The organism is Shewanella sp. SM73 (assembly GCF_025653795.1).
In the GTDB taxonomy this organism is placed as follows: domain Bacteria; phylum Pseudomonadota; class Gammaproteobacteria; order Enterobacterales; family Shewanellaceae; genus Shewanella; species Shewanella oncorhynchi.
Map to the genome: position 1 here is coordinate 121,178 of NZ_JAKKRY010000001.1, position 19,405 is coordinate 140,582.

Sequence of the window (19,405 nt, forward strand, 5' to 3'; positions counted from 1 at the left end):
TGTTACAGCATAAATGCGAGTTAGCTCGCGTTTATACGCTGTCAATGTCAGTGCTATCGAGAGTGATAAACTTATGTTACTCACGTATAGAGTGAGTCTATTGGTGCACACAAATAAGCTTAAGACTATAAAACAAAAGACTTAAGCTTGAATTTACACAACTTAAAGTTCACGCAAATAATGACAAAGGGCAGCAAGTAGCTTTTGCTTAGTCTCATCCGCTTGTGTTTCTTGTAGCAAATTTTCTAATTTAAGTACGTAGTCTTGATCGGCTAAGCGACTTCGACAGAATTCACGCCAGCGCTGCGACTCTGTATCATCGAGTAGTTCAGGGTAATTACGGGCGCGGTAACGAAACAACATCTCAGGAATACGTGGATCATCAAACTGCAAATCTAACGCCGCTAGATTTTGCGGTAGGGTATGACGGATGATTTCCATTTTCGCTTTATCAGCTTGGCTAAAGAACCCACCAGAATACAGCATCAAATCGGGATCTGTGGTTACTCTGCTGTCATCGTGCTCAAATAATAGCGCCAGTTTTTCGCGTAATTCTGGGTGACGTTTTAGGCGTTTATACTGCTCTCTGGCAAATTCTTTATCTATGCCTAAACGAGCGGCATGCTCATCACTGAGGATTTTTGCCGAGGTGATAAAAGGGCACTTATTAAGATGAATTTGTTTTACTGCGATAGGTAATTCATCTTCGGCAAGATCAGCCCTTGACGTATACATGCGCGTTTTAATTTGCTCGACATCTAGCTCGAATAGCGGCGTTAAATCCATGGCTAAATTAACGCAAATAACGGCATTTTTGTTAGTAGGATGGTGCGCTACGGGTGAGATCAACGTTGCACAACCATTGCGCGCACTAATTTTAGAGCTCACGTGAACCAAAGGCTGCATATTGAGCACATCGATTTGATCGCTAACCGCTTGCTTACGGCGCAGGTCAAAATAGTACTGATATAACTTAGGCTGTTTCTCGCGAATGAGTTTTGCCATAGCGATGGTCGCATACACATCAGACATAGCATCATGGGCTTTCTCATGGCTTAAACCATTCGCTTGGGTCAGATGTTCTAGCTTAAAACTCGGAGAGCCATCTTCCTTTGTCGGCCAGTTAATACCTTCGGGCCTAAATGCATAACAAGCGCGCACTAAATCAATGATATCCCAACGAGAGTTGCCATTTTGCCATTCACGGGCATAGGGATCGATAAAGTTCCGATAAAAGCCATAACGGGTCACTTCATCGTCAAAACGCAGTGAGTTATAACCTGCAACACAAGTGTTTGGTTGGCTAAATAGCGCTTGAATTCGTCCCATAAACTCAGTTTCAGGGATGCCTTTTAAATTAGCTAACTGTGGAGTGATCCCTGTGATTAATATTGCTTCCGGAGACGGCAAATAATCAGTGGCTTGCTTACAATAGAATGTCTCAGGCTCGCCGATGATATTGAGATCTAAATCCGTGCGAATACCCGCAAATTGCGAGGGTCTGTCTTTCGCTGGGTTCGCTCCAAATGTTTCGTAGTCGTGCCAAAAAATCGACCCTGCTTTATCGTCTTTCATCTTCATTTATTTTCGTTCTCTAAAGCATGTAACTTCATGTTATCAGTAGTTAAATTGCTTTAATTGGATTCGTTGTCATTCACATCAATTTAGTATGCAGCTCTTCGATGTGAGTACATAATCTGTATATATTGGGTTCTGCGTCAGATTAGCTAAAATCACATGTACACAGGGTAATTAAAATGTCTTTATCTGACAATTGGTTACGTGCAATAAACGGTAATCCATATTTAGAGAAACCAGAGCTTGCAGACCGCGACGGCTTAAGCGTTCGTATTACCCCTGCAGGGACTATAACATGGCAGTATCGATTTAGGATTGATAATCAACCTGGGCGCTTAACCCTTGGTCGTTATCCTGATTTGAAACTAGCTGACGCAAGGAAACTGATCCCTGAGTTACGGAACTCAGTGGCAAATAATATAGATCCACGTGTGTTTTGGAAACAGCGCAACACATTTGCGGGCCAGACAACACTGAGGGATTGCTGTGAACAGTTTTTATCGGCGCGAAGTGCAGCACTTAAGCCGGGCACTGTTGCTACGTACCAATCCTGCTTTAGAGCACATCTCTATGATGCCTTTGCTGATCGTAAAGTCGAAAGTATCACACTCGGCGAGTGGATAGATTTTTTCGATAAAAAGGCAATTCATAGTCGAGTCACCGCAGGCGCGATACTCAAACAGTTAAAGACGGTACTTAGCTGGTCCGTTCGCCGGCAAATGATATCGCTTGTTGATGTCCTTCAATTACGAGTCAGTGATGTGGGTTCTGCGCCCGAAGTCGGTTCGCGAGTACTCACCATTCTAGAGTGTGGCAAAATCATCCGTGAGCTTGATAAATGCCGCGCGACCAAAGCCGTAACCAATGCCATCAAGGCATGTTTACTAACAGGGGCGCGGATATCAGAAATATTAAAATCCAAACGGGCTGATTTTGATCTTGAGTCGATGGTCTGGACCTTCCCGATAAATAATAGCAAAACTAATTTGCCAATCCGGAGGCCAATCAGTCCCGCCTTATTCGACATATTGCAAGAACAGTGGAACCTCTATAACTCACTATGGAGTTTTCCCGCAGCAAACGATCTTAAGCGCCCAGGCAACATCGCTTCAGAAAATAAGCTGGTCCGCGAGATCAAACCAAGACTCGAAATCCCTGACTGGCGTATTCAGGATTTTAGACGCACATTATCGACCAGAATGTCAGAAGCGGGGGTGTTGCCCCATGTGACAGAGAAGATGTTAGGCCATCTATTAGGCGGGGTGATGGCGGTGTACAACAAACATGATTGGTTAGATGATCAAGCTGTGGCCTATGAACAATGGACAAATAAGCTGAAATTGGCCGCTCTAGGTGATAGCAAAATAGTCGTGTTAGAAAAATTGTCGTGTTAGAAAGAAGGGGTAGGCATGTTTGTCGCTGACAGCAGAAAATGGTGAGCTTATTCAGTATGTAAATCAGTTGCGTTGCAGTGCAGCAGAAACACCTCTTTGTAATTAGGTGCATTGGAGCTCAATTCGGCACAAGGTAAACTGTTATCTGTTCAATATCAGCTTTATTTATGGTTTAGTCATTTCAACTCAATTAATCATACACTTGGCACAGTGTTCGGATTAACGTTAAGCAAGGACGTCATGGAACTAAAATTTTTAATCACGCGGGAACAGTTAATCACAATCGCGGAAAGAATAAATTCAGCAAGCATTGCAAAGAATACTCGTTTAGCTAAGTGGTTGTATGCCCTTATCGTTCGTGCATTACTCCTATGGATCCCGTTATTATCCCCGTTACTACTGTTTTATTTTTTCGTAGAAATTCACTCTCCAGAGACATATATCGCAATCGCAATTTGCGCTATCACTTACCTTCTTGTGTGGAGATTTGTATTCAAAAACATCGCCGAAAATCAAGCTAACAAATTTGCAGGCAAGATAACTACTCTGGATCGAACGATTGAAAATACAACCTTACAGAGCCTTGCGAGCCTAGAAGGTAGCCATACAGTGACCGCCACAGCCTCGACGCTAACGTTTGTGCCCCCTAGCGGTAAATCCATCACCATACCGTGGAAAAAGTTTTGTGCTTTCAAGCAAGACGATGATTTTTATTATCTTACCATCTGTAACCTGATGATGTTTAAAGCCACTTATTTAATAGCCAAAAACGGTGACACAACAGAAACCGCAGGCTATCAAGCAGGTTTAGAGTACATAACGTCTCGGCTGCAGCCCGATAAAATGGGACGGTAAAACATCAAAATATCGCATGAATGATTCAATCAGTTCACTATTGCCACTAACGCGATTGTTGTTGAACATCCAGCGAAGCGAGCCTTTGTTAAAAGTCACATTTGAACTAACCTTAAAAATGATGAACTGATCGCTACAGCCTTCTTTTAGGGGCTGCTAGATGCAGTTTTTCAGCTCATTAAAACGCTATGTTATCAATGACGATGTATAGCTTTGTTAGAAACGTCAATGGCCTAAGCTGGTTTGGAGCCATAGTCGCTGCTGTATCATTTATCGCGACAGTGGTCGCATGGATATCAACCGATGGTGTCTTGTTAATTACCCAAATAGTACTGGTTGGCACAGGACTCGCCGCTATCATCACTGATGCTGTAGCAGTAGCACTAACTGCGGTAGTAAAGGCTGTAATGTCGAAGGCGATGAGTTAATGGCCTAACAGTCCATCGATAAAGGTCTAAAAATAAAGCCCCAAAAATGGGGCTTTATCTTAAGGCTTAATAAATCAATTCAAGCCGCGACTTGCTGTTTTTCATCCCACTTATCGAGCGACGCTTTTAAGTAATGGCGGCCATTATGGATAGGAGCAGGGAAACCGTCGTTTCTCCGCCACTTCCAAAGCGTTGCTGATGAGCTAATCCGGTAGCGTGTCATGACTTCCTTAGTGGTAAGAAAGAGCGGCACTTGCATTTGCTGATCCACGGTCGATTGGGTCGAAATCATCATTTACCTTCCTTTGCCAATTCCTCGGCGAGTCGTTTTAAAAATTGTTGGCAGCTGCCGACTTGTTTGCGGGGCAGGGTGTACCACTGGCGTAAAGCGTCTTTGATGACTGCAGATTGCTTCATGCCGATTTCTCCTTGGTGCTGTTAAACGCCGTGAAGGTGAGAGCAGGGCGCAGTGATAACAGTCGCTGTTTAAAGGCTTCGGCCTTAGCATTGTGCTGCGCAATGTCAGCTTACTTTTGTGAATGGCCCGCCGCGTTGCAATAAAACGCCTCGCCGATGCAGATCACCGCTTCAATGTCCGTCGTATGAGCGTTTTGTTCCCTTACGATGTAGGGCCGGTGAGCATTCGCACTGCGCAATATTGGAGTGAAACGATTCGGTTTAAGGCATTTACCTCCCATGCACTAAGAAAACTATGCCGCACCATTATTGCCGACATGGGCGTAGATATCATGGTGGGTGAGCGGATTTTGAATCACACCTTGCCATTGTTGCTACGCACTTACGTCAACAGCACCTTAGATAAGGGCATGTTGATGGCGCTGGATGCCTACCATGCACACTTAATCACGCTGGGGTTTGATGATGTGGCGCCCGAGATAATGCGCCAATCGACCACTGAGCCGAGTGAGCCAGACGAGCCAATGTTAGTGGGGTGGTTATGACGATGACAATAACAAAAACAATCACAAATAGCACAACTGGGTTATGGACTTCACGCAGGAGGATTTATGGCTAGTCGCGCCGCGGATTTACTGAAAGTAGGGCGCCGTTTACGGGGTATGACCCAAGACGAAGTGGCTGAGATTTACGGCATCAGTCGCAGCACTTATCAACGTTGGGAAAATGGCCGCACTAATGCGCCCTATGACGATGTGACATCGATATGCATTGATGTGTTTAAGCTTTCGGTTAAGAAGATAAATGAGGTAGCTAATGGCCTTTAGCGATGACCCCGAGTAGAGGATGAACATTAAGGCGTTACGGTTAGGGTTATATCGCTGGGGCTGTTATTGGGTGTACCAAGAATTGGGCAAGGGTTTTTCAAACCGCTACGCCTGCGACCGTTTAGGCGAAGCCTTGGGCGGTGGCAACTTAAAGCATGAACTCAACGTGCCTGCCCACGTCGCCCATTTTGACCAACTCGTTGAACAGTTATCGATTAACTGCAAACGCGCTATTCGCGCCCATTACTTGTGTAAAGAGCAGTGGGCTTTAATGGGATTTGACCGCAAAAAGTCTTATATCTTCTGGCTAAGATAAAGCCGAAATGGCACTGCTGGATAGGATGAATTAGAAGGAACGCCCTCTTGCGAGGGCTGGCGGGTTAGACGGTTGTCCACCAAGACTGCTAACCCGTTGACTGGATTTTATCAAAAGTTCGGACAGATACCTATGCAAACTCATTCGCGATTAAATGATGCACTGAGCTTAGGTGTGATCTCTAAATTGACCACAATGAAACTATGATTTTACAAATTATTGTTTTGGTATCAGTTTTCATTGGCTGAGTTCGGTACGATACCCACTGTCGCAATCCTCGAACCCACCATCTCACGAACATGCAATATTACTTCACCAAAATCTTTACTTGCACCTAAGGTCGGCTCGTCAGTCAAGCTCTGACGTAGCACTTCATCTAATGACAAATTATCATTAGCAGAGAGTTCAATACCGTAGGAGTGCTTTAAATCTGCTACTTTGGTGTAGCCTTTCAACTTCAATTCACTCGTAGGTAATTCATAATGATTGGCTTCTGCAACACCAGAGCAAACCAGATCAACAAACTCACGCACATCGGGTTTCATCACAATAAATAAATGATCGCCAGCATACAGGAAGGTTGATCCCCTAGGTGGAATTACATTGTTTCCTCTGGTTATCATCGCCACTACTGTACCGTCAGGTAAAGCCATTTGGGATAAACGGCGACCAGAAGCGCGTGAGGTATCGCCCAATTGATACTCGACAATGTCAGCATCCACATCGCCTAAAGCAGTAATTTCCAGTGTCGCTGCAGGTGTCGCAGGAGGCGGTTCCGTAAGTCCTAAAGCGCGTGCAACCCAGGGTAATGTTGACCCCTGTATTGTCGCTGAAATTAACACGACGAAAAACACTACGCTAAAAATAAGACTGGCACCAGGCAGGCCATAAATCAGCGGATATATAGCTAGAATAATAGGCACCGAACCACGTAACCCAACCCAGGATACTAGGGTAATTTCACGCGCATTAAAGCCAAAAATCTTCAGTACAGGGATTACCGACAAGGGTCGCGCGATTAAGGTCAGGACGATTGCAATCATCAGTCCTTCCTGCCAGACATCCAGCAAAGACGAAGGATTAATCAGCAAGCCTAAAAAAACAAACATAACAATCTGGCCTAACCATGCCAAACCATCGTGAAATAAAAAGGTACTGCGCTGAAAAACAAAACGACTATTCCCTATCACCACACCAGCGATAAAAATAGCTAAAAAGCCGCTGCCGCCAAGATTAGCTGCTACGCCAAAGGACAGTAAACCAAATGCCGCGACCATCACAGGATATAATCCAGAGGTCGTCAGATGGATACGATTAATAATACGTACTGATAACCAGCCTGCCGCTAAACCCATTGCGGAGCCGATACCCATTTGCTGGATAAACAGCATCAATAATCCAGTCTCTGGTTCAAGCCCTTTGACCATGACCTCCAATAAGCCAACTGTTAAAAAAATTGCCATAGGATCGTTAGTCGCACTTTCAATTTCTAATGTGGCTTTAAGGCGTGGGTTGATATGAATACCTGCATTACGCAGTAATGAGAAAACAGCGGCGGCATCGGTTGAACCAACAATGGCACCAATCAGTAAACCGTAAAGTAAGGAAACATCTAGAATATAAGCAGCTGCAGCACCAGTGATCATGGCAGTCACCAATACGCCTAAAGTCGCCAATACAGAAGCAGGCTTCCACACTTGCTTAATCGACGCGATGGGTGTTTGCAAACCACCATCAAACAAAATAATGGCTAAAGCTAAAGACCCAAGCGCGTGAGCAATTTGTGCATTATCAAAAACAATACCTCCAGGGCCATCCTCACCAGCTAACATGCCCACCATGAGAAAGAGCACCAGTACGGGTAAACCCAATCTCGCAGACAATTTACTGGATAAAATACCAAGAATAATCAAAATCGCGGCGAGGAGAATAATTTGATCGATCACAAACATAAATAGTTTCTCTTTAATTAATGTAGGGAAATTAAACCATTACAGAGCTTTCAATGACTGCGCCAGCTCTGAAAAGATACTTCACTAAGCCTAATTATCAGTTAGAAATCGTCAAATGCATGATGCATTTTGGTCTTGTAGTCAATGATTCCATTTATCCAAATGCTACGTGACCAACTTCACATTTCAACTTTGATAATTTCAAAAAAATCAAAATTTACGATTGGCACTCAATAATGCTGTTTACCGTAGCAAGCTGGCCCTGCTGACTTGATTACATTCATGCTTTTTAGCTAAGTATGATTGCTTATCTGCGGATTCGATAAGCGTTTGCCATTTCAAATGCCGATGAGGTTGAATACACGCAACGCCAGTTAATGGTGACCGCTTGGAAACTAGAGTAAATGTAAAGCGAGCACTGCGTTGACGATGAGTTATGTTCATCGCGCCTAAATGCTGAGTATCCGGTAATAGACAAATAAATTTCTCACCACCATAGTGCGCAACCAAATCGTTCGGGCGGTGTATCGCTGTGCGTTGTGCTTTTGTGACGAGATATATACATTGATCATCACTACTGATGGTCACTATGATCGCTGAAAAGTTTAATTCATTTAAATCAATTTTTTGCAACATTTACAAAATTTAACATTACACTCTTGGCGCGTTGGGCAAATTTAGCCAAATAGGAACGCCGTACCACACGGCGTTCTCTGACACTTTGCTCCTTAGGGAGGGAAGTAGAACGCAATCAGCAAGGCAAATATGCCGTACAATGAGCTTACTGCGACCAATGCACGCGCATCGACAACGCCTCGCCGAAATAGCTGCCACAGAAAAATAATAGCCAAAGCAGTAATGACTCCTGCCGCCATCAGTGGGCCATCAAAAAGCCATGGCGTAAAGAAGATACCCAACGCACTGGGAATCGTTGCCTGAATCATCATGGCACCAGAAATATTGGCCAATGCCAAGCGTTCCTTTCCTTGCCGTATCCATATGAGTGTGTTCATCATCTCGGGCAGCTCCGTCGCCACCGGACTCAGCAGCAATGCTACCAAGTGTGGTGACCATTGTAGCGCTGTACCAATGGCCTCAAGTTGACCTACGAATATATGGGATGCAATGCCTATGACTATCAGGGACAACACGGCTTGCAGCGCCGCCCATTTTAACGATGGCTCCGTCACGGAAGGTTGAATTTTGAGAGGTTCAATCTCTTCTTCAGGCGCTGTGTCGCTCTCCTGAATTTCGCGCCAGACATAGATTGCGTAGGCGGCGAGAAACAAGACACCCAGCCACGGCTTGATGGCAAAGGCGATTAGGCCAAGTGCCACTTTCACTACAAACACTGCGAGAAAGGCGAGCTGGTCGTGACTCATACGGGCGTGATCGGCACGTACATGATACGTTTCCCGTTGAAGGCGGCGATGGTGGTAAATCAGTGCCAAGCCGACCACTGCATAGGCTAAAGTAGCGAGAACGAGCGGACCGCCCATGGCTGCGCCGACGCCAATGTCCTTTTGCTCTGGTGTTTTGCCGAAGACAACGGCAATGAAGGTCACCGCTGTTTCAGGTAGTGCTGTACCGAAGGCAGCAAGTACTGAACCCACTGCAGTCGCGCCAAGATTCAAACGGCGGCCGAACCATTCGATGCCGTTGACGAAGTATTCGCAGGCCAAATAAATGGTACCTGCCGAGAGGAAAAACAGAGTAAGAGTAAGGATCATGTGAGCAATCCGGCCGGGCGAGCAATAATCCAATGGCACGACAACACTGCTCGCCCGGCTGGGAAAGCGTATTGCGACCAAAGGTCTCGCCTGGCTCTCCGCATTCGCAGAGGCTGACCACGCCATGAGGTGTTAGACCTCAATTTTGTTGACGTGGACTCCTTAGTGGGAGGCTAAGGATGACTACTCCCCAATGACAATGGGGCATTTTACCGTTCTTGCAGGTAAATGTCGCCATTAGGTTTTAGTGTGCTCATAATTTCAAACTCTGTGCATGGTATTGATTTTGCGTTGTTATTTTTTTCTTCTCAGAAGTTGAAAATAGTAGGTATGCGGGAAACAACAACTTTGACAGATCTATTTTGTGATCTTTTGATCTTTGCTTTATGCGCCCTTTCTCTTAGCTTTGTTAGACTTATGGTAGTTGAGCTGCGAAATTATAGGCAGCATATGAAGAAATTTTCGATAATCGTATGCATACAAATTTTGGAATATTTCGTTTATCAGGAATGTTACAGGCATCAGTGGAAGAACCTAGATGTGGCGGCTCGCAATCGAAATCCCTCGGGCTAGCTATCCATTGCTTATGGCTCACAATAACTGCAAATGAAAAACGCCATACCTGTAACCCTGCCGCCCGTATTTAATCGCGTTGACTGGGTCTCCACTATCATTAGGTTGAAGCTGTGATTTGTTTAACAGTACTATCGCAACAACCTTTGTTAACTCAACAAACTGGACTGCAGAACATTATGAAAAATAACCAACTGGCTCAACCCTCACGCCGGACAATCCTGAAACAAACACTTGCTGTCTCGGCCCTTTCGGTAACTGGGCTGGCGGCCTTATCGGTGCCCTCTATCTCTTTTGCGGCATCCCTCAGTAAAGATGAACGTGATGGCATGACACCTGAGGCTGTGATTGAACATTTTAAGCAGGGCAATCTGCGCTTCCGGGAGAATCGCACGGCGAAACATGATTATTTGGCGCAGAAACGCAACAGTATCACGGGTCAGTATCCTGCTGCAGTGATCCTTAGCTGCATTGACTCACGTGCGCCAGCGGAAATTGTGCTGGATGCGGGGATCGGCGAAACGTTCAATTCCCGTGTTGCGGGTAATATCAGTAATCGCGATATATTGGGCAGTATGGAATTCGCCTGTGCTCTTGCTGGTGCGAAATTGGTGCTGGTTATGGGGCATACCCGCTGTGGTGCGATACGTGGCGCTATTGATAATGCAGAACTAGGCAACCTGACGGGCCTGCTGAATGAAATTAAACCTGCTATTGAAAAAACAGAGTACACCGGAGAGCGTAAAGGGAGTAATTACGATTTTGTCGATGCTGTGGCAAGGAAAAATGTTGAACTGACTATCGAGAATATCCGCAAAAACAGCCCGGTACTGAAACAGCTGGAAGACCAGAATAAAATTAAAATCGTTGGTAGTATGTATCACCTTACTGGCGGTAAGATTGAGTTTTTCGAGGTATAACTGCAACAGAAGTCCGTAGCCCAAAAAGTCAGCCTCGCACTCTACTAAGAGATTATTAAATTTTATCTCTGATGCTAATGTATGTTTTGAGTATACCTAAAGCATACATCCAAATGAGACGGTTTTTCTGTCTCATTTGGATGTTATGTTTTCCTCATCTAAAGCCTAACGAGACATTTTTAATAACAATGGCCTTTTACGGTTATGCTCGGGTTTGAAGCAAAGATCAGGAGCTCGCCTTGCTGACGCAAACTCTGCGCGACAGAACACTATTGTAAACTGAACACTGCATTGAAATTAAGCACTACCAATAAAGCTGACCGTCATCTGTCTATCACTTAATGTGAGCTCAGTAAGATTTTATTGTCACTTAATCTGAGCCGAAGATTGCGCTAATTGCGAGCACAAGGAATTTCGATTGTGAGCCGTTATACCTAGGATTTGTTATCTACTGGCAGAGTTTATGAGCACTGATGGTTGGTCTGAGCTTAATTTAGAATTAGAACACTCTGCTAAAGTAATCAGAAGTATGGAGCCGGAAGTTCTTAAGCACTTGTCATGCACACCACTTTTTAATAGATAAACATAATTAGACAACATTTTTTTGCAATTAAAAATAGTATCGAATTTAGAAGTGATTTTGTTGTTTAGCAGCTGTGATATTGGAAGGTTCTTAAACGAAGTTTGTACATATATTTATTATAAATCAATGGTTAATATTACATGTTTCCGTAGTCGTGCTAAAATATTGACCCAGCTTTATCATTTTTCATCTTCATTTATTTTCGTTCTCTAAAGCATTTAACATGATGTTATTGAAAGTTAAATAGCTTTATTGGGATTCGTTGTCATTCACATCAATTTAGTTTGCTACAACTTAGATGTGAGTACATATCTGTATATATTGGGTTCTGCGTCAGATTAGCTAAAATCACATGTACACAGGGTAATAAAAATGTCTTTATCTGACAATTGGTTACGTGCAATAAACGGCAAGCCATATTTAGGGAAACCAGAGCTTGCAGACCGCAACGGCTTAAGCGTTCGTATTACCCCTGCAGGGACTATAACATGTCAGTATCGATTTAGGATTGATAATCCATCAGGGTGCTTAACATTTGGTCTCTACCCGGATTTAGGACTTGCTGACGCATGTAAGCTGGTCCCTGCGTGACTAAATTCATGGGTAAATATTATAGATCCCTATGCGTTTTGGAAACCGCTTAACACATTCGAAGGCCGATCAGTTCCGCTTTACTCGAGATATTATAAGAACAGTGGAACTTATATCACTCGCCATGGCGCTTTCCCACGGCAAGCGACCGGGTAATGTTGCTTCTATTAATGAGCTGGTCCGCGATATGACATCAAGACTGGCATATCCACGATTTTAGACGGACATTATCGACCAGAATGTCGGAGGCTGGGGGATTTATAGCGTTACTGTGAGTATGGGATAAGTTCAGCAACCATGATAAATAGCGTTCCAAATTAGTTAATGTACATAACTTAACTATTATGTTGCTGCTGACATTCATGACACCAACCCGCTAATTCAAGCTGTGGGCTCGATAAGGTAAATTCCGCTTGGCTAACATTCAACTGTAACTGTTCAACAAGAGCAGTGGGCAATGCTATCTCCGTGACTTTTTGACAAGTATTACAAATTAAAAATTGATTGTGAATGTGATGATCGCATACATGATGGCAGGCAATATACTTATTCACTGTTAATAACTTATGCACTAATTGTTCCTGTACTAAGAAATCCAACATGCGATAGATAGACATTATGGGTAAACTCTCGCCCAAACTTTGTTTTAACACATCGGCAATTTCATAGGCAGACAAAGGAACATCATGTTCCTGTAATACGATAAGTACTTTTTTGCGCTTACTGGTAAGATTGATGCCTTTTTCTTCACACTTTTTCACTACTTCACGCAGTAAATCAAGATTTTTTCCCGTCATAGAACTGCCAATTTTTTTGAAATGATCATACTTGCACAGTTTACCTGATCCACCCCTTCTAATGACAATCTTTGTTAGCAATCATCAGTCACCATACCGAGTGTTGTTCTGATTGCCATTTACAATCAGTAACTTAATTTACTTTCATTTATATTGAACCCGATTGATACATAATGATACGTTGTAACATATCATTTGTTTCGACAGTAATCATATGGAGACGACCCACAAAATGAACTTCCACAAATACCTTCTGTTATTAGGTGTTGGCACTTTAGCTGTTTCAGCAGAACCTATTGAACGTATCAATGTCACTGGGCATGCTTTAGAAAAACCACTAAGTCAAAGAATACAAGCCAGTAAAATCGAACTCAGCGGCGATGAACTTAATAATCGTAAAGCCGATACCTTAGGAGAAACTTTAAGCCAATTACCGGGGGTAGACAGTGGTTTTTTTGGTAGCTCATCGGGTAGGCCACAAATCCGTGGATTTGGTGGAAACAGGGTTAAAATGTTGCTCAATGGAACTCAAGTTGAGGATATGTCGTCGGTGAGTGAGGATCAATACATCCCCATCGAGCCCTTTCTTGCTGACAGTATCTTGGTCATTAAAGGTCCTACAGCTGTTATTGCCTATGGTGGGCAAGCGATGGCAGGCATTGTTGATCTCCAAGATGGTCGTATTCCATTGGGCCCAATCAATGGGTTTAACAGCCGCGCTGAAGTGAAAGTTGGCTTCAATAGTACAAGTACCGCACTGGCAAAACTTACCGCAGGGAATGAATCTTTTAACTTTGCGCTGAATATGATCAACAAAGACCGTGGTGACTACGATATTCCTGGATATTCTAAAGACAGCGATTGTAAAACGTGGTCAAAAGTCGTAGGTGCCGCACAGTTTGCCGATCTATGCCAAATCAAATATGCGCAACCTGTGTGGCAGATGAACAATCAATTAAAACGCTATGAAGATGCTACACCTTTAGAACAACAAATTATCACCGACTACTCAATAGACAGTAATGGCACTGTGCTTAACAGCAGCCACCACACATCATCATTCTCGGCAGGCGGAAGCTACACTGGCCAACAACGTCTTTTGGGTTTGGCTTATGGTTATACGGACACTCATCGCGGTATTCCGGGATTTATGCGTCGTGGCAGCAGCGCACCAGTGGATTTTGATCAACGGGGTAATATTCGAATTTTCTCCCGTGGTGATCGCGTAGATATGAAGTATGTCGAAAACTGGGATGACAATTGGATAAACTCATTTAGCCTCGATGGCGCCTATTCGAATCAAGTCGATGATGAGCATATGGCTGAGGTATCTGTTAACCAATTCGAACTTACCTCTTGGGTCATTAGCCCTAAGCTCTATCATAGTTGGACATCAAACTTTGATGGTGTCTTAGGATTGCAGTACGACACTAAAGCCTACAAAGGGGAGGGCTATGACAATTACATGCCTGATGTCGATAGTCAAAACTATGCGGCCTATACGCTACAAACCCTGCACTTTGGTCCGGTTACTTTTGAGTTTGGAGGTCGTTATGATGCGATTAAGCACCAAGTAAACGCAGAGGGTTACAAGGTAGGTCGAGGCTCAGGAGCGAATGTTAAAGATAGAAATTTTTATCTCCAAAGCTACTCAGGATCACTGCAATGGGACATATTGCAAAATTGGTCAACACGAGTCAATTACGTTCATGCCGAGCGTGCTCCTGAAATGAATGAGCTTTACGCCAGTAACCCACACTATGCTCTGTTAATTGAAGAACAGGGCAGCTCAAATCTTAAAAAGGAAATTAATCACTCCTTTGAAATAAATACCACCGCTAAAATCGCCGATTTACAGCTAATGGCAAGTTGGTATCAAAATCAATTCAATGATTTTATTTATCTTGGTAGTACAGGCCTTGAGCGTAATGGTGCTTATGTTCGTGAATGGCGCCAAGCAGATACAAACAATCAAGGGTTAGAGGTACAAGCTATCTATACCTTCCCGTGGCAAAGGTGGGGAGTTTTTGAGCTTAGCGCATTTACTGACAGAGTGAGAAATACTCCTAGATATCAATACGATGGTAGTTACGACATCTTTAGTACTCGCCCACCTCTCGCAGGTGAGCGGGACGAATACTTTCGCCGCAGGTTAGAAGGCACTTCAATGCCTCGAACACCACAATCCAAAACAGGCACTGCACTAAATTGGCAGTATGATGCGCTTACTGTGTCCATCGATTATGTTCGCTATCATTCACAAGGTGACGTTAACAAATTTGAGAGGCCCTCTGAATCTTATGCTTTGCTCGGAGCCAATATCACTTTAGATCAAGTCATTTCGAAAGTGCCGACTCAATTCTACCTAAGCTTAGATAATCTTACCGATGTAGATGCGCGCCCACATAACAGTTTCCTAAGGCATTTATCCCCTATGCCAGGTCGCACAGCGGCTATTGGTGTCAGAGTGCAATTCTAAAAAAGTTTCCTTCAAGGCTAATGGCCTTGAAGGTTTTCGTTTGATTTCTAGATACCCAAGGCCAAAAATCTAACCTCCTTCAATTCAAGCCGCGATTTGCTGTTTTTTATCCCATTTTCCGAGAGATATTTTTAAGTCATGACGGACCCTAAGCGTTTATCTGATGAAGCCTATTCAATGATATTTCTTACATAATATGGAAAAGTCATCCATTGGATTGAGTAAGAAATCTTTACCGACAATGGAAGTCATTTCTGATTCAGATATAAAAGGATTGTCAATTTTAAAAACTAATCGTTGATTCAATTTACTTTTTATCAAAAAATCGCAATGGCGTTGATAAAATAACTGGTCAAATTGACCATTATCGATAATTCTCTGGAGGCCAATTTGTATTCGCTGAGCTAAGCGAGGTTTGTTAAGCGAAACATAATAATATGTCGCTAGTGGAATATGTAGCATGATGCTTTCATCAACAACGAGATCTGGATATTGTTGATTAAACTGCTCAACCTCTTGAAATACTTCATTCACTCCGCGGCCAAATGTTATAAACCGTCCTTTTGATAGCATATTAAATAAACTGTCATATTGATTGCTTTCTATAATTTTAAATCCTGCTTGTTGCATGGCAACTTTAGTCGACCATTGGCTACCTGAACCAGTATCAAGAGCAGTTAACTGCGCTAGCGAGGTGATTTGGGCTAACCTAGATACATTTTCCTTTTTAATAATAAAAATTCTAAATCCCTGAATGCCTTTTCTAATGGGAATTTTTATTGGAATAAGCTGTTTATTCCACTGTAGGTTAGAGGCTTCTGCAATAACATTGATGGTTTCACCCTCTTGTAATGCTCTGAAGATACGATTTCGACTCATTATTAGATCTGAGACTTGCAGTGATGCTTCACCAAAATCGGCTTTGGTTGCATCAATAACTAATTGTAAAAGGTCATAAGTATACTGATATCTGTGATCAAGCTTGGATTCTGACTGATTGATAATGAATTGATCATTAGCATAAGTGACGGGTATGTTTGCCAAGACCCACAGGGAAAGAATACAAAAAATAATGCCCAGTCGCTGTAAATTATCCATCAATAAACTCATTGCTAGAGGTTGAAATTGATTCGGTGTGCTTATTTTAGCAGTAGCCTAGATGGTTTGCGGGATAAAGAAACAGATGATAAGTGTAAATGATACATTTTTTTAGTTTGGGTTTATGTGAGTTGTAAATCAATTTAGACACCCCAACGGTGTTGGCACTGGGTGCGAGTGGCTCGCAGAATATTTTAAAGTCCTTATGTTCTTTAGCCATAGTGTTTTTAATATGGCTTTACGTTATATATGCATAAACGTGTTTGTAGTCTGGCAACGATTTTGGGGGAAGTTTGAAGGTCGTGTTTATTGCGTTAATCATTTATGAGAACGTGCTTTGAGCGTTTAACCAGCGCTGGCGTATGCTCCACGTTTTTACAGTGCTATCACTTTGGCTCTACTGCTGATGTTGAACATATAAATTGACCACTCAAGACCCAGAGAGGACATCAATGAACTCGGATAAAATTTTAGAATCTGCACAAGCAACCTTGTCTGGATTAATACCATTTCCTCAAATTGTCGGCAATCTTATTGCTGAAGGTGTCGAGTATTACTATGTAGACTATGCCTTGAAGTCATTTACTTTCTATAGCGCAGTAGGTTCTACAGTGCAATCACCTTTATCATTTGAGGGACTTCCATTAATTGCTGAAAATTTTAATGTGATTGAACTCAGAGCTGCCATCTTGGATAGTCAGCAGCATGGGCAAAATTTTCGGCTTTTCTGCCAGCGCGCTATGAATGCAGGAGTTCAAGGTTATTTCGTGTTTTTGCGAGGTAAACGTGTAACCTATTTTGGCCGTCAAGGTGACCAGCATACCGAATGGTTTTCTGGCGCTAAGCCGAGCGATGTCTAACAATGCTGACTAGGCTCGCCACTTTCTGGGCAGGGTGCATCGTGAGTTTTACATTGGGTGAATGGTTACGTGAAGTTCATTGTATACGTCACTTACATCTTCCTGTGCTTAACGTTATAGATCACTGGAGGCATAAATATGCTACCACGCAATGTCACTACTATTTCTCGAATGCCGATTTACGGCATCATGAAGATTAAGTCATATCTTGCGATGGTAATGGTTTACGGGGTGATTTTAATTGGTATTGGACGGTACAATTGCGGTTAAATAGGAGAATAATGTCTTATGTACCATCAATTTCTAAATGAACCTATGGTGCTTGATGTTGCAAAGGCATCAATACTCACATTACGGCTACCCGACGATGTGAGTGATTTTATTGTGTCGCAGGCGATCAATGCCCCTTTACTAGAGATTATCGTCATAGCTGAAGCCGGAATTCAGCAAAATATAGTCATCCGCTTCCAGCCGTTTATGGGTCTTAAGGTCGAATCGTTACCGCAAAGCCCTCAGGCTTTCAATACACCAATAACCCGCAGCCTTGGGCAAGGTTTTAGGCTTTATACACGGATGGGAACTGCTGCGAAATTTTGTGCGGCTGAATTGAGGCGAGGTGTATCTTTTACCTTAGATACGACTCGTCATTTAGGTGCAGATAATGACTTAATAGGTGCAAATAGTTACTTAACTTTTGCCTTACAAGCCAATTCAAAGTTTGAGTTAGTACCCTTAGAAGCGGATTTGCGGGTTTTGCATGAGCCCAAAGCGTTAATGGTTGCTAAAGCACTGTTAGCAAGGCACTACGACTATGCCGCATCATCTGAATCTCTTGCAATTTACATGACTGAAATCGAGCAGGTTAGATTAGAATTGCAGGCGTTTATGCGCGGGGAGCTTGGTCAATGTCACGCCAGCCTTGCTGATGAAGTATTAAGGATCGATCCCTTGCTACTGCAGAAACAACAATGGTTATTTAGAACCTATACCCATATGTTTGAGCGACCAAACTACAGCCGCGCTGCTAATGATGTCGATAACACTGATAAGCTATTAAGAAAATTAGAGTGTTATGAATTACTCGCTTCACCGGAATTGATCCTGATGGTAGACCGATTGATGGAAGACGAAACGTAAACTTTTTTACCCAAATTTAGCTAAATGATAAGAGTCCATTATGCATTATTTATGTCCCCTGTGTGCCGCCCCACTGACGTTAACGGAGCGAACTTGGGGTTGTTCACAGCAACATAAGTTTGATATGGCCAAAGAAGGCTATGTCAACTTATTACCTGTACAGAAGAAAAACTCAAAAGATCCTGGTGATAATAAACAGATGATGTTTGCTCGGCGTGAATTTTTAAACGCGGGTTACTATCAAGGTTTGAGTGATAGAGTGAATGAGCTCGCACTTGAGTTTGGTGCCGAAGCAAAACAAATCCTCGATATAGGCTGTGGGGAAGGATACTACAGTCAACGTTTATTCCATGTGTTGAGCCAGCACCATGATTGCAATTTACAAGGTATAGATATTTCTAAGTCTGCAATTAAATATGCAGCTAAACGTTACCCTAATTTGCAATTTTGTGTCGCAAGTGCCTATGAAATGCCAATCGCATCCCAAAGTGTCGATCTTGCCATTCGTATTTATGCCCCTTCAAAAGTAGAAGAGTTACAACGGATTATGGCTGATGGAGGCTTACTGATAACGGTTTCTCCGGGACCTTTACACCATTTTGCGTTGAAACAACAAATTTATGCTGAGCCAAGATTACATCCCGTTTCCACAGCGCATATTGCTGGATTTGTGTGTCTTCATCAGGAGCGCTTAATCTCCCAGTTAGAACTGGCAAACAGTGAACATATTGCTCATTTTTTAGAAATGACGCCCTATGCTTGGAAGTTTACTCATGCCCAAAAGCAAGCATTTGCATTGCAAGGACTGAACTGTGAATTGGATTTCCAAATTGAAGTGCATCGGATTTCAAAGTAAGCAATAAGATTAAG

The 19,405-nt window shown here is 43.0% G+C and carries 19 protein-coding genes, 1 pseudogene and 1 riboswitch; of the genes and pseudogenes, 12 read left to right on the forward strand and 8 right to left on the reverse strand.

All coding sequences use genetic code 11. The features are described from left to right. Window positions 1-162 precede the first annotated feature (162 nt). Window positions 163-1,581 carry an exodeoxyribonuclease I gene (gene sbcB, locus L5M51_RS00560; RefSeq protein ID WP_263163192.1) on the reverse strand — a complete coding sequence of 473 codons (1,419 nt, stop codon included), beginning with the start codon at window positions 1,579-1,581 and terminating at the stop codon, window positions 163-165. Window positions 1,582-1,757: 176 nt separating this feature from the next. Here sbcB and L5M51_RS00565 point away from each other — a divergent pair, with 176 nt between their 5' ends. From L5M51_RS00565 to L5M51_RS00575, 3 genes are all read left to right on the forward strand, one after another. After that, window positions 1,758-2,972, forward strand: coding sequence for a tyrosine-type recombinase/integrase (locus L5M51_RS00565; RefSeq protein WP_263144514.1), 1,215 nt, complete (start codon window positions 1,758-1,760; stop codon window positions 2,970-2,972). Between the two features lie 240 nt (window positions 2,973-3,212). Further along, window positions 3,213-3,827, forward strand: a complete 615-nt coding sequence (locus tag L5M51_RS00570) for a hypothetical protein (RefSeq protein WP_263144515.1) — start codon at window positions 3,213-3,215, stop codon at window positions 3,825-3,827. Between the two features lie 197 nt (window positions 3,828-4,024). Then, window positions 4,025-4,255, forward strand: coding sequence for a hypothetical protein (locus L5M51_RS00575; RefSeq protein WP_263171112.1), 231 nt, complete (start codon window positions 4,025-4,027; stop codon window positions 4,253-4,255). Window positions 4,256-4,334: 79 nt separating this feature from the next. Here the strand turns inward: L5M51_RS00575 and L5M51_RS00580 are convergent, their stop codons facing one another. Continuing rightward, on the reverse strand, window positions 4,335-4,550 hold the full coding sequence (locus tag L5M51_RS00580; protein WP_105252880.1) for a helix-turn-helix transcriptional regulator: 216 nt from the start codon (window positions 4,548-4,550) through the stop codon (window positions 4,335-4,337). Next, window positions 4,547-4,672 (reverse strand): hypothetical protein, encoded by a 126-nt coding sequence (locus tag L5M51_RS00585; RefSeq protein WP_263144520.1) that lies wholly within the window; start codon window positions 4,670-4,672, stop codon window positions 4,547-4,549. The genes L5M51_RS00580 and L5M51_RS00585 overlap by 4 nt, the downstream gene beginning before the upstream one ends. 191 nt (window positions 4,673-4,863) lie before the next feature. Between L5M51_RS00585 and L5M51_RS00590 the strand changes: the two are divergent. The 3 genes and pseudogenes from L5M51_RS00590 to L5M51_RS00600 all read left to right on the forward strand — a co-directional run. After that, window positions 4,864-5,217: pseudogene (locus L5M51_RS00590) on the forward strand (integrase); the annotation flags it as partial. Between the two features lie 66 nt (window positions 5,218-5,283). Continuing rightward, the gene (locus L5M51_RS00595; protein WP_168823718.1) at window positions 5,284-5,499 is read left to right on the forward strand and encodes a helix-turn-helix transcriptional regulator; all 216 of its coding nucleotides are present in this window, start codon (window positions 5,284-5,286) and stop codon (window positions 5,497-5,499) included. 19 nt (window positions 5,500-5,518) lie between these two features. Then, window positions 5,519-5,815, forward strand: coding sequence for a hypothetical protein (locus tag L5M51_RS00600; RefSeq protein ID WP_263144522.1), 297 nt, complete (start codon window positions 5,519-5,521; stop codon window positions 5,813-5,815). 230 nt (window positions 5,816-6,045) lie between these two features. Here L5M51_RS00600 and L5M51_RS00605 read toward each other — a convergent pair whose 3' ends face one another. The 3 genes from L5M51_RS00605 to L5M51_RS00615 form a co-directional block, all read right to left on the reverse strand. Then, complete coding sequence (locus L5M51_RS00605) at window positions 6,046-7,767, reverse strand: potassium/proton antiporter (protein WP_263171113.1); 1,722 nt, start codon at window positions 7,765-7,767, stop codon at window positions 6,046-6,048. Between the two features lie 243 nt (window positions 7,768-8,010). Then, window positions 8,011-8,403, reverse strand: a complete 393-nt coding sequence (locus tag L5M51_RS00610) for a GGDEF domain-containing protein (protein ID WP_263144527.1) — start codon at window positions 8,401-8,403, stop codon at window positions 8,011-8,013. A gap of 92 nt (window positions 8,404-8,495) precedes the next feature. Next, a complete protein-coding gene (locus L5M51_RS00615; protein ID WP_263144529.1) occupies window positions 8,496-9,497 on the reverse strand; it encodes a sodium:calcium antiporter in 1,002 nt (333 codons plus the stop codon). 92 nt (window positions 9,498-9,589) lie between these two features. Beyond that, a riboswitch (yybP-ykoY riboswitch) is annotated at window positions 9,590-9,701 on the reverse strand. A gap of 548 nt (window positions 9,702-10,249) precedes the next feature. Between L5M51_RS00615 and L5M51_RS00620 the strand changes: the two genes are divergently transcribed. Continuing rightward, a complete protein-coding gene (locus tag L5M51_RS00620; protein WP_263144532.1) occupies window positions 10,250-10,990 on the forward strand; it encodes a carbonic anhydrase in 741 nt (246 codons plus the stop codon). A 955-nt stretch (window positions 10,991-11,945) separates the two neighbouring features. Continuing rightward, window positions 11,946-12,164 carry an Arm DNA-binding domain-containing protein gene (locus L5M51_RS22805; protein WP_411568925.1) on the forward strand — a complete coding sequence of 73 codons (219 nt, stop codon included), beginning with the start codon at window positions 11,946-11,948 and terminating at the stop codon, window positions 12,162-12,164. Between the two features lie 335 nt (window positions 12,165-12,499). On the opposite strand, the gene L5M51_RS00625 is transcribed toward L5M51_RS22805, so the two are convergent. Further along, window positions 12,500-12,961, reverse strand: a complete 462-nt coding sequence (locus L5M51_RS00625; protein ID WP_049821724.1) for a Fur family transcriptional regulator — start codon at window positions 12,959-12,961, stop codon at window positions 12,500-12,502. A 232-nt stretch (window positions 12,962-13,193) separates the two neighbouring features. On the opposite strand from L5M51_RS00625, the gene L5M51_RS00630 reads away from it, so the two are divergent. Then, window positions 13,194-15,440: a TonB-dependent receptor gene (locus L5M51_RS00630; protein WP_263171115.1), complete on the forward strand. Its 2,247-nt coding sequence runs from the start codon at window positions 13,194-13,196 to the stop codon at window positions 15,438-15,440. A gap of 174 nt (window positions 15,441-15,614) precedes the next feature. Here the strand turns inward: L5M51_RS00630 and L5M51_RS00635 are convergent, their stop codons facing one another. Further along, entirely contained in the window at window positions 15,615-16,538 is a 924-nt protein-coding gene (locus tag L5M51_RS00635; RefSeq protein ID WP_263171117.1) for a hypothetical protein, read from the reverse strand. 452 nt (window positions 16,539-16,990) lie between these two features. Between L5M51_RS00635 and L5M51_RS00640 the strand changes: the two genes are divergently transcribed. The 3 genes from L5M51_RS00640 (at window position 16,991) to rlmA (ending at window position 19,391) form a co-directional block, all read left to right on the forward strand. Continuing rightward, window positions 16,991-17,398, forward strand: coding sequence for a DUF1398 family protein (locus L5M51_RS00640; protein ID WP_168823739.1), 408 nt, complete (start codon window positions 16,991-16,993; stop codon window positions 17,396-17,398). Window positions 17,399-17,686: 288 nt separating this feature from the next. Next, entirely contained in the window at window positions 17,687-18,535 is an 849-nt protein-coding gene (locus L5M51_RS00645) for a hypothetical protein (RefSeq protein WP_263171118.1), read from the forward strand. A gap of 40 nt (window positions 18,536-18,575) precedes the next feature. Next, window positions 18,576-19,391: a 23S rRNA (guanine(745)-N(1))-methyltransferase gene (gene rlmA, locus L5M51_RS00650; protein ID WP_131523929.1), complete on the forward strand. Its 816-nt coding sequence runs from the start codon at window positions 18,576-18,578 to the stop codon at window positions 19,389-19,391. Window positions 19,392-19,405 lie beyond the last annotated feature (14 nt).